A 9,405-nucleotide genomic window follows, 5' to 3' on the forward strand; every position below is an offset into this window, starting at 1 on the left:
CGCCCTTGATGCCGGCGTTGTAGCCGCCGCTGACGAAGGTGCTCATGAGGGGGAAGATTTTCTGCCAGTGGGTGCGGGCCGGCTTCTCGGCCCGCTCACGCGGCTCCCGCTTGGGCTTGTCCGCGGTGCGCGCCGGCTTGCCGATCGAGCCGCCGGCGTCGGTCGGGATGTTGAGCTCCTCGTACAGGTGCGGCGAGCTCGAATACGTCTCCGCGGGTTCCGGAGTGCCCAGCCCGAGCGCCTTGTCGATCATCGCCCAGCGCGGCATCTCGTCCCAGTCGACCAGGGTGACGGCGATACCGGTCTTGCCGGCACGTCCGGTGCGGCCGATGCGGTGCACGTAGGCCTGCTCGTCCTCGGGGATCTGGAAGTTGATCACGTGGGTGATGTCGTCGATGTCGATGCCGCGTGCGGCGACGTCGGTGGCCACCAGCACGTCGACCTCACCGGTGCGGAAGCTCTTGAGTGCCTTCTCGCGCGCGCCCTGCCCCAGGTCACCGTGCACGGCGCCGACCTTGAAGCCGCGTTCGGCGAGTTCGTCGGCCACCTTCTGCGCGGTCCGCTTGGTGCGGGTGAAGATCATCGTCGCGCCGCGGCCCTCGGCCTGCAGGATGCGGCTGACCATCTCAACCTTGTCGAGGGCGTGCGCGCGGTAGGCGAACTGTTCGGTGGTGTCGTGGGTGGCGGCCGAATGCGGGGCCTCGGCACGGATGTGCGTCGGCTGGGTCATGAAGGTGCGGGCCAGCGTGATGATCGGGTCCGGCATGGTGGCCGAGAACAGCATGGCCTGCCGCTGGGCGGGGATCTGCTTGAGGATCCGCTCGATGTCGGGCAGGAAGCCCAGGTCGAGCATCTCGTCGGCCTCGTCGAGCACCAGTACTGACAGTCCGCCGAGCTGGAGATGGCCCTGCTGGGCCAGGTCGAGCAGCCGGCCGGGGGTTCCGACGACGACGTCGACGCCCTTCTGCAGCGCTTCGATCTGAGGTTCGTAGGGGCGGCCGCCGTAGATCGCGGTCACCGTCAGCTTGCGGGAGTCGTCGGCTTTGAGGTACTTCGCCGCGGCGACGAGGTCGCCGTGCACCTGCAGGCAGAGCTCGCGCGTCGGGACCACCACGAGCGCGCGGGGCGCACCGGTGAGGGGGCGCTCGGTGTCGGTGGTGATGCGGTGCAGCAGCGGCACGCCGAAGGCGAAGGTCTTGCCCATGCCCGTGCGGGCCTGACCGATCAGGTCGTCGCCGGCCAGCGCGAGCGGCAGCGTCAGTTCCTGGATCGCGAAGGCGTGTTCGATGCCGTTCTCCGCGAGCGCGCGGACGATCTCGTCGCGGACTCCGAGCTGGGCGAAGGTGGGGGTGGGGTGGGTGGTTACGTGTGTCATGCTCGGGAAACGAAGCCTTTCACTAAATTCCTCATGCGTTCCACGCGCGCACGAGTTGTGAAGAGAACTTCGCCGGGCCCTGCGCTGAGGAGGCGGGCCGCCGCGTGCACGCACATTTCCAAGGTGTCTGCGGCCAGTACAGCCGGCGTGACCACGCCGTTCGACTACACGCGATCCGTCGGCACATGCGCCGACACCACGTCCATGGTAGCCGGTCGATCCCGCAGGAGCCGCATCGTGGCGGCCGGCGTCTAGAGTTGGGCCATGTCTTCGACGCCGTCAGCGGCCGCAGCGTCCGCCCCCGCGGGCCGGCCGGAGGGATCGACCGGTTCGCGCGTCACCCCGGATCATCCCGGTGTCAACGAGCTGTTCGCGCTGCTCGCCTACGGTGAGGTCGCGGCGTTCTACCGGCTCACCGAGGAGGCGCGGATGGCGCCGAATCTGAGTGGGCGCATCAACATGGCGAGCATGGCGGCCGCCGAGATGAACCACTACGAGGTGCTGCGCGACGCGCTGGAGCGCCGCGGGGTCGACGTCGTGCCGGCCATGACGAAGTACGCGTCGGCGCTGGAGAACTACCACCGCCTGACCACCCCGAGCACCTGGCTGGAGGCGCTGGTCAAGACCTACGTCGGCGACGCGCTGGCCGCAGACTTCTACCTCGAGATCGCCGACGTGATGCCGGGCGAGGTCGCCGACGTCGTCCGTTCCGTGCTGTCGGAGACGGGCCACTCCCAGTTCGTGGTCGCCGAGGTCCGCTCCGCGGTGACGGCCAGCGACCGGCAGCGGCACCGGCTCGCGCTGTGGTCGCGGCGGCTGCTCGGCGAGGCGATCACCCAGGCCCAGTTCGTGCTCGCCGACCACGACGAACTGGTCGACCTGGTGATGGCCGGCGGCGGGCTGTCGCACATGACCGACTTCTTCGACCGGCTGCAGAACACCCATGCCAGCCGCATGCAGGAGCTCGGCCTGGCCTGACCCGACCCCCGCCGAAATGGCATTCCAGCAGGTCGTCACTCGAACTTTCGCTGCTGGAATGCAATTTCGGCAGGCGGGCGGGGGGTCACCGCGTGCAGTTGGTGATGATCGAGTTGTTGTTCTGCGCCGCGATCAGCGACCCGTTGGCGTCGATGATCGCGCAGTTGAGTTGACCGGACACGCTCGTCGCGGTCACCGAGCTCAGCGTCACGCCGGGATTGAGCACCACCGTCTTCGACCACGGCAGCGCGACGTTCACGTCGGTCTTGAGCGCACCCTGCTCGTCGGTGTAGATCACCGTCACCAGGTCGAGGAGCTGACGGTTGCCGGTGACGCGGTAGGTGACCGTGCCCGCCGCCGGGGCCGGCGGAGGCGGGGCGGCCTGGGGTGCGGGCAGCACGGGAGCGGGCGTGCCGGGCGACGGCACCGGGGTCTCGGCGGTCGGCGTCACCGTGGTCACCGTCTCGGCCGGCAGTGACGGGCTTGCCGGCGCGGCGATCCGCGGCGACGGAGCGGCGGACGGTTCCGGGGCGGAGCTGGACGGCAGTGGGGAGGCGACCGTCGCCGACACCGAACCGCTGTCGCCGCCGCCGAGGATCATGCTCGCGGTGATCACCGCGACGAACAGGATCGCCCCGGCCACCCCGGCGATCCACATCCACCGGCGGTCGAGCCGCTCGTCATCGAGATAGGCGTCGTAGTCCTCGGCGTCGTAGTCACCGGGAAACGGCGGCAGCGCATCGGTGTCCAGGTCGCCGTAGCGGTCCGGATCGTCGTCTCCGTAGCCGTATCCGCCGCTGCCCCGCGGGCTTCGGATCCGCTCGGTCGGCGTCAGGGAATACGGTGAAGTAGCGGTATATGGCCTGTTCATGCAGCTTGTCCCAGTCGTCTCTTCCGATTTCGGGCCCGATGCTACTGAGACAGAAGTGACGGATGGGACGGACGCGCCTGCCCCGCGGTCACGGTCGGGACTCGGTTGGGTCGCTGCGGCGTTATGGCCCCGACGGTTTCGCTGCCCGCGTACGCCGGTCCCGGCGCCGCCGCCCCGCACCGGCGTCGATTAGCCTCCATGGAGTAGACGAGCATTCGAACAGAAGGGTTTCCACCGTGGAGGTCAAGATCGGTGTCACCGACAGCCCGCGCGAGTTGGTTTTGTCCAGCGCGCAGACGCCGGCCGAGGTGGAGAAGTTGGTCACCGATGCGCTCAGCGGCGAGCCGAGCGTCCTCAGTCTCACCGATGAGAAGGGTCGCCGGTTCCTCGTGCAGTCCGCCCGCGTCGCGTACGTCGAGATCGGCGCCGCGGATTCGCGGCGGGTCGGGTTCGGCGTCGTCGGCGCGGAGGTCTCCAAGAGCTGACGCTTCGCGCCGGACCCGCATCCCGGATGCGGTTCCGGCGCGAAACCGGGTCAGGACCGCGTCAGCGGCACGTGGGAGAGCCCGCCCCAGATGAACTGAACCGTGCCCTCCACGGCGTCGTCCTTGGCGATCGGGCGGTCGTTGTTGAGCCAGTAGCGTGCCGAGTCGACGCTGATGCTGACCAGCCCGACGGCGATCATCCGGGCGCGGTGCGGCTCCAGCCCGGAATCGTGACTGATGAGGTCGAACACCGCGTCGGTGCACGCTTCGGTGGCGACCTTGACCTGCGCGGCGACCTGCGGCTCGGTCACGTAGTCGTTCTCGAAGATCAGCCGGTAGCCCTGGCCGTCGTGCTCGATGAAGTCGAAGAAGGCCTGCACGGCGGCCCGTACCCGCTGCCGGTTGTCGGTGGTGGTGCGCAACGCCTGGCGCACGCCGGAGACCAGATTGTCCACATGGCGTTGCAGCACCGCCAGGTAGAGCTCCACCTTCGACGAGAAGTGCTGATAGAGGACGGGTTTGCTGACACCGGCCCGGTCGGCGATCTCGTCCATCCCCGCTGCGTGATAGCCACGGTCGACGAACACCTCGCTGGCGGCGATCAACAACTGGCCGCGACGCTCGTCGCGCGGCAGGCGGTTGCCACGTCGGGCCGCGCCGGAAGGGGCGCTGCCGTTAGCCGGCTGACCCCCTCGTCGCTGCGCCGTCTTGGCCAGTTCACTCATCAGAACCTCGAGTTCTACAGCCGGCGCGACCGGCGTCTGGAATTCGCTCGCACTGACACTACTACCGTTGGGCGACCATACGTGTGAGGACAGGGTGTCCCACCGTTCGCGTGGGGCGCCCGGCGTTTGCGGAGACTTCGGTGGCGTGCCAGAGCCGCAAGTCCTCTGAGCTGTGTCATCCTGTTCCGGTGACCTACGACTCCCGCATGCGTGGAGGGCAACGGGGTCCAGAGCGCCGCGGGGGCGGCCGTGTTCCGGTACATCGTGACCAGTGGCGAGAGCCGCTGCGCGCGCAGCGCGACCCGCTGGCCGAACAGCCCGGCCGGGTCCGGTCCAACCGGGACGAGCACAAGCGCTGGCGTAAGCAGACCTGGATAGGCCGTTTCGTCTCCACGTACGGGTGGCGGGCCTACGCGTTGCCGCTGCTGGTGGTGCTCACCGCGGTCGTCGTCTACCAGACGATCACCGGCACCAGCGCGCCGCAGCCGGTCGACGACGAAGGGCCCGTGCAGGGGCCGCCGACGATCGGTGTGCCGAGCACCTCCATCGTCGGTGCCCCGCCCAAGGGCCTGACCCAGTTCGACGCCAGCCTGCCGACCGGGATCCTGCCCGAGGGCGGACCGTTCACCGAGGCCGGCGCCCGCACCTGGCACGTCGTGCCGGGTGCCGCCCCGCAGGTCGGTCAGGGCACCACGAAGGTCTTCACCTACACCGTCGAGGTCGAGGACGGTCTCGACACCACCACGTTCGGCGGTGACGACGGCTTCGCCCGCATGGTCAGCGAAACCCTGGCCAACCCCAAGAGCTGGACCCACAACCCGCAGTTCGCGTTCACCCGCGTGGACGCGGCCTCCGGTGTCGTGCCCGACTTCCGGGTGTCGCTGACCTCGCCGATGACGATCCGCGACGGCTGCGGCTACGACATCCAGCTCGAAGCGTCCTGCTACAACCCGGCGTTCGAAGGCCAGCCGCGGGTCTTCATCAACGAGGCCAGATGGGTGCGCGGCGCGGTGCCGTTCCAGGGCGACATCGGCTCCTACCGGCAGTATCTGATCAACCACGAGGTCGGCCACGCCATCGGCTACCAGCGTCACGAACAGTGCCCCGCCAACGGTGAGCTGGCGCCGATCATGATGCAGCAGACGTTCTCCACCAACAACACCGACGCCGCCAGGTTCGACCCCGGCACCGTCACCCCCGACGGGCTGACGTGCCGCTTCAACCCCTGGCCGTACCCGATCGCCTAGCACTTCGTGAGCGGCCGGGAAGCGACGGGCCCTCGTTGCTGTTGAAAGCCGTACCTGCTGAGATGGGTCTTACAGCCAAACCAAGGAGATTTCCCGGTGTCGACACCGTTGCCGCCGCTGGTCGAGCCAGCGGCTGAACTCACCCGTGAAGAGGTTGCACGCTACAGCCGGCACCTCATCATTCCCGACCTCGGCCTGGACGGGCAGAAACGGCTGAAGAACGCCCGTGTGCTGGTCATCGGCGCCGGCGGGCTGGGTTCACCCACCCTGCTGTACCTGGCCGCCGCCGGTGTCGGCACGATCGGCATCGTCGAGTTCGACGTCGTCGACGAATCCAATCTGCAGCGCCAGATCATCCACGGCGTGTCCGACATCGGCCGGTCCAAGGCGCAGAGCGCCAAAGACTCCATCGCCGAGATCAATCCGCTCGTCACGGTCAACCTGCACGAGTTCCGGCTGGAACCCGACAACGCCGTCGACCTGTTCGCGCAGTACGACCTGATCCTCGACGGCACCGACAACTTCGCCACCCGGTATCTGGTCAACGACGCCGCCGTGCTGGCCGGCAAGCCGTATGTGTGGGGCTCGATCTACCGCTTCGAAGGGCAGGTGTCGGTCTTCTGGGAGGACGCGCCGGACGGCCTGGGCCTGAACTACCGTGACCTCTATCCCGAACCGCCGCCACCGGGGATGGTGCCGTCGTGTGCCGAGGGCGGCGTGCTGGGCATCCTGTGCTCGTCGATCGCGTCGGTGATGGGCACCGAGGCGATCAAGCTGATCACCGGCATCGGGGAACCGCTGCTGGGCCGGCTGATGGTCTACGACGCGCTCGACATGACCTACCGCACCATCAAGATCCGCAAGGATCCGTCGACGCCGAAGATCACCGAGCTCATCGACTACGAGGAGTTCTGCGGTGTGGTGTCCGACGCCGCCGCCGAAGCGGCCGCCGAGTCGACGATCACCCCGCGCGAGCTCCGCGAGCTGATGGATTCCGGTAAGCCGCTGTCGCTCATCGACGTCCGCGAACCGGTGGAGTGGGACATCAACCACATCCAGGGCGCGGAGCTGATTCCCAAGGGCGCCTTCGAGACCGGTGAGGCGCTGTCGAAGCTCAAGGTGGACCGGACCCCGGTGTTCTACTGCAAGACCGGGGTGCGCTCGGCCGAGGTGCTGGCCATCGTCAAAAAGGCCGGATTCTCCGACGCGCTGCACGTGCAGGGCGGGATCGTGGCCTGGGGCAAGCAACTCGAACCCGACATGGTCATGTACTAACGCGGGGTTGGCGGTCGCGGCAATTAGGCTGTGGCGGTGACCGCCGAGCGACCGCCACAGCACGTACTCACAGCTTTCGGGCTGTCCGGAGTGCAGCCGGCGCCGCTCGGATCCAGCTGGGAGGGCGGCTGGCGCTGCGGCGAGGTGGTGCTGTCGATGGTCGCCGACCACGCGCGGGCCGCCTGGTCGGCGAAGGTCCGCGAGACGCTGTTCGTCGACGGGGTGCGCCTCGCGCGGCCGGTGCGTTCGACCGACGGACGATACGTGGTCGCCGGCTGGCGCGCCGACACCTACGTCGCCGGGACGCCCGAGCCGCGCCACGACGAGGTGGTCTCCGCCGCGGTGCGGCTGCACGAGGCCACCGCCAAGCTCGAACGGCCCAGGTTCCTGACCCAACCGCCGGTCGCCCCGTGGGGAGACGTCGACGTCTTCATCGCGGCCGACCGGGCGGCGTGGGAGGAACGGCCGCTGCACTCGCTGCCGCCGGGGGCGCGGGTGGCGCCGGCCACGACCGACGGGCAGAAGTCCATCGAGCTGATCAACCAGCTCGCGACGCTGCGCCGCCCGACGAAGAGTCCCAGCCAGCTGGTGCACGGAGACCTGTACGGCACAGTGCTTTTCGCGGGCACGGCAGCTCCCGGTATCACCGACATCACCCCGTACTGGCGGCCCCCGGCCTGGGCCGCCGGTGTGGTCGTGGTGGACGCGCTGGCCTGGGGGGAAGCCGACGACGCGTTGATCGAGCGGTGGGCGGCGCTGCCGGAGTGGCCGCAGATGCTGTTGCGCGCGTTGATGTTCCGGTTGGCGGTGCACGCGTTGCATCCGCGCTCGACGGCCGCGGCGTTCCCCGGCCTGGCCCGCACCGCGGCGTTGGTGCGGCTGGCGCTCTGACCCGCGGTCAGAACGCGTGCCGGTACTCCCGCAGCGGCACCCGGCCGTCGACGGCCAGCACCCCTTCGGCGCGCAGCCGTCCCAGCTGACGGGTGGCCAGGTGAGCGGCCGGTCTGCCCGACGCCGGGATCACGCGGTGCCACGGCAGATCCGACGAGTCGGTGCGCATGATCCATCCCACGATCCGCGGGCTGGAAAGACCTGCGGCGTCGGCGATGTCACCGTAGGTCGCGACCGAGCCCGGCGGTATGGCCGCGACCAGCCCGCGCACCGTCTCGACCTGCTCCTCGGTGACCGCCGCCATGTTCAGCGCAGGCGGTCGCGGATGAGCGCGGCGGTCTCGGCGGGCTTGGCCAGCGGCACCATGTGGTCGCAATCCCATTCCAGCAGAACGAAATCAGAACCGAGGCCGGCATCGAGGGTGGCGATCAGCTCGTCACCGGCGTACGGCGGATCGGTGTGCCGCGCACGCACCAGCGTGGTCGGGGTGCCGTCCCGGGGCACCGGCACCGCGCGTGTCAGCTCGCTCCAGTAACACAGCATCGCCGGGATGCTGATGCGCCAGCCGACCCGGCCGTCGGCCTGGTCGACGAGGTGTTCGTCGAGTTCGCGTTCGAGTTCGTCCTCGGCGACCTCGCCCCAGGACCCGCCGACCTTCTCGTCGCGGGCCTCCTCACGGCTGGTGTAGTCGGGGGAGTTGTACATGTCCTCGGCGACCTCACGCATCCACCGTCCGTCCAGGGCCACCGCCGGATCCAACAGCACCAGGCTCTCGACCAGGTCGGGTCGCAGCGCGGCGAGGTTCAGCGCGATCGCGCCGCCGAAGGAATGACCGACGACCACCACCGGCCTGCCGGCCTCGGTGTCCAGCAGTGCGGCCAGCGCCGCCACGTTGGCCTCGATCGTCCACGGGGCGTCCCACGACGAACGACCGTGGCCCAGCAGGTCCGGCGCGATCGCCGGGACGTCGGGCAGGTGCCGGGTGAACAAGCTCTCCCAGCGCTTGCCGTGCCCGGTCAATCCGTGGATCGCCAGCACCCGGGCGGGGCCGGACGGTCCGAAGCGGTAGGTGCACAACAGATCGGTCACACGTGCAGATGCTGCCAGGTCGACGGGCCCAAGGTCCATCGGAGCGGAGTTGTCGTACCCCCGTGATCTGATGCGTGCATGTCCGCGCCGCACACCGAACTCACCGCCGAGGCCCTCCGCCGACCGGACATGCGCGGCACCGTCCGGGTGCTGGGCGGGCCCGGCACCGGCAAGAGCACCCTGCTGGTCGACACCGCGGCGGCCCACATCGAGGCCGGCCGCGACCCGGAATCGGTTCTGCTGCTGACTGGTTCGGCGCGGTTGAGCGCCCAGGCCAGGGCTGCCGTCACCCGCGCGCTGCTGGGCGCGGGGCGGCGCAGCGTCGTGCGTGAGCCGCTGGTGCGCACGGTGCACTCGTACGCGTTCGCGGTGTTGCGGCTGGCCGCCCAACGCAACGGAAGCCCGCCGCCGCGGCTGATCACCAGCGCCGAACCAGTAAGCAGCAGAACCGATTCCGGGTCGCGGCCGG

General features: G+C 69.3%; 11 protein-coding genes. 6 read left to right on the forward strand and 5 right to left on the reverse strand.

All coding sequences use genetic code 11. The annotated features are described in order from the left end of the window. The coding region (locus tag ASJ79_RS11565) for a DEAD/DEAH box helicase (RefSeq protein ID WP_067955242.1) at positions 1-1,375 on the reverse strand (1,375 nt) is incomplete at its 3' end. A gap of 264 nt (positions 1,376-1,639) precedes the next feature. On the opposite strand from ASJ79_RS11565, the gene ASJ79_RS11570 reads away from it, so the two are divergent. Beyond that, the gene (locus ASJ79_RS11570; RefSeq protein WP_067955245.1) at positions 1,640-2,353 is read left to right on the forward strand and encodes a ferritin-like fold-containing protein; all 714 of its coding nucleotides are present in this window, start codon (positions 1,640-1,642) and stop codon (positions 2,351-2,353) included. Between the two features lie 85 nt (positions 2,354-2,438). On the opposite strand, the gene ASJ79_RS11575 is transcribed toward ASJ79_RS11570, so the two are convergent. Beyond that, the gene (locus ASJ79_RS11575) at positions 2,439-3,224 is read right to left on the reverse strand and encodes a hypothetical protein (RefSeq protein ID WP_067955247.1); all 786 of its coding nucleotides are present in this window, start codon (positions 3,222-3,224) and stop codon (positions 2,439-2,441) included. 236 nt (positions 3,225-3,460) lie between these two features. On the opposite strand from ASJ79_RS11575, the gene ASJ79_RS11580 reads away from it, so the two are divergent. Next, complete coding sequence (locus ASJ79_RS11580; protein ID WP_067955249.1) at positions 3,461-3,709, forward strand: DUF3107 domain-containing protein; 249 nt, start codon at positions 3,461-3,463, stop codon at positions 3,707-3,709. Between the two features lie 50 nt (positions 3,710-3,759). Here the strand turns inward: ASJ79_RS11580 and ASJ79_RS11585 are convergent, their stop codons facing one another. Further along, entirely contained in the window at positions 3,760-4,434 is a 675-nt protein-coding gene (locus tag ASJ79_RS11585; RefSeq protein WP_067955251.1) for a TetR/AcrR family transcriptional regulator, read from the reverse strand. Between the two features lie 206 nt (positions 4,435-4,640). Here ASJ79_RS11585 and ASJ79_RS11590 point away from each other — a divergent pair, with 206 nt between their 5' ends. The 3 genes from ASJ79_RS11590 to ASJ79_RS11600 all read left to right on the forward strand — a co-directional run bounded on the left by ASJ79_RS11590 (position 4,641) and on the right by ASJ79_RS11600 (position 7,847). Next, positions 4,641-5,681 carry a DUF3152 domain-containing protein gene (locus ASJ79_RS11590; protein WP_067955261.1) on the forward strand — a complete coding sequence of 347 codons (1,041 nt, stop codon included), beginning with the start codon at positions 4,641-4,643 and terminating at the stop codon, positions 5,679-5,681. A gap of 96 nt (positions 5,682-5,777) precedes the next feature. Next, positions 5,778-6,956, forward strand: coding sequence for an adenylyltransferase/sulfurtransferase MoeZ (gene moeZ, locus ASJ79_RS11595; protein WP_067955254.1), 1,179 nt, complete (start codon positions 5,778-5,780; stop codon positions 6,954-6,956). A gap of 36 nt (positions 6,957-6,992) precedes the next feature. Then, on the forward strand, positions 6,993-7,847 hold the full coding sequence (locus tag ASJ79_RS11600) for a TIGR02569 family protein (protein WP_067955262.1): 855 nt from the start codon (positions 6,993-6,995) through the stop codon (positions 7,845-7,847). 7 nt (positions 7,848-7,854) lie between these two features. Here the strand turns inward: ASJ79_RS11600 and ASJ79_RS11605 are convergent, their stop codons facing one another. Continuing rightward, positions 7,855-8,151: an MGMT family protein gene (locus ASJ79_RS11605; protein WP_067955256.1), complete on the reverse strand. Its 297-nt coding sequence runs from the start codon at positions 8,149-8,151 to the stop codon at positions 7,855-7,857. Between the two features lie 2 nt (positions 8,152-8,153). After that, on the reverse strand, positions 8,154-8,936 hold the full coding sequence (locus ASJ79_RS11610) for an alpha/beta fold hydrolase (protein WP_067955258.1): 783 nt from the start codon (positions 8,934-8,936) through the stop codon (positions 8,154-8,156). A gap of 78 nt (positions 8,937-9,014) precedes the next feature. Between ASJ79_RS11610 and ASJ79_RS11615 the strand changes: the two genes are divergently transcribed. Beyond that, positions 9,015-9,405, forward strand: a 391-nt coding sequence (locus ASJ79_RS11615; RefSeq protein WP_156448385.1) for a UvrD-helicase domain-containing protein, incomplete at its 3' end; no start/stop codon positions are given.

This window comes from Mycobacterium sp. NAZ190054, assembly GCF_001545925.1.
In the GTDB taxonomy this organism is placed as follows: domain Bacteria; phylum Actinomycetota; class Actinomycetes; order Mycobacteriales; family Mycobacteriaceae; genus Mycobacterium.

Coding starts and splice junctions, on each gene's coding strand:
- ASJ79_RS11570 (WP_067955245.1), top strand. CDS start 1,640: ATGTCTTCGACGCCGTCAGCGGCCGCAGCGTCCGCCCCCGCGGGCCGG.
- ASJ79_RS11575 (WP_067955247.1), bottom strand. CDS start 3,224: ATGAACAGGCCATATACCGCTACTTCACCGTATTCCCTGACGCCGACC.
- ASJ79_RS11585 (WP_067955251.1), bottom strand. CDS start 4,434: ATGAGTGAACTGGCCAAGACGGCGCAGCGACGAGGGGGTCAGCCGGCT.
- ASJ79_RS11590 (WP_067955261.1), top strand. CDS start 4,641: ATGCGTGGAGGGCAACGGGGTCCAGAGCGCCGCGGGGGCGGCCGTGTT.
- ASJ79_RS11605 (WP_067955256.1), bottom strand. CDS start 8,151: ATGGCGGCGGTCACCGAGGAGCAGGTCGAGACGGTGCGCGGGCTGGTC.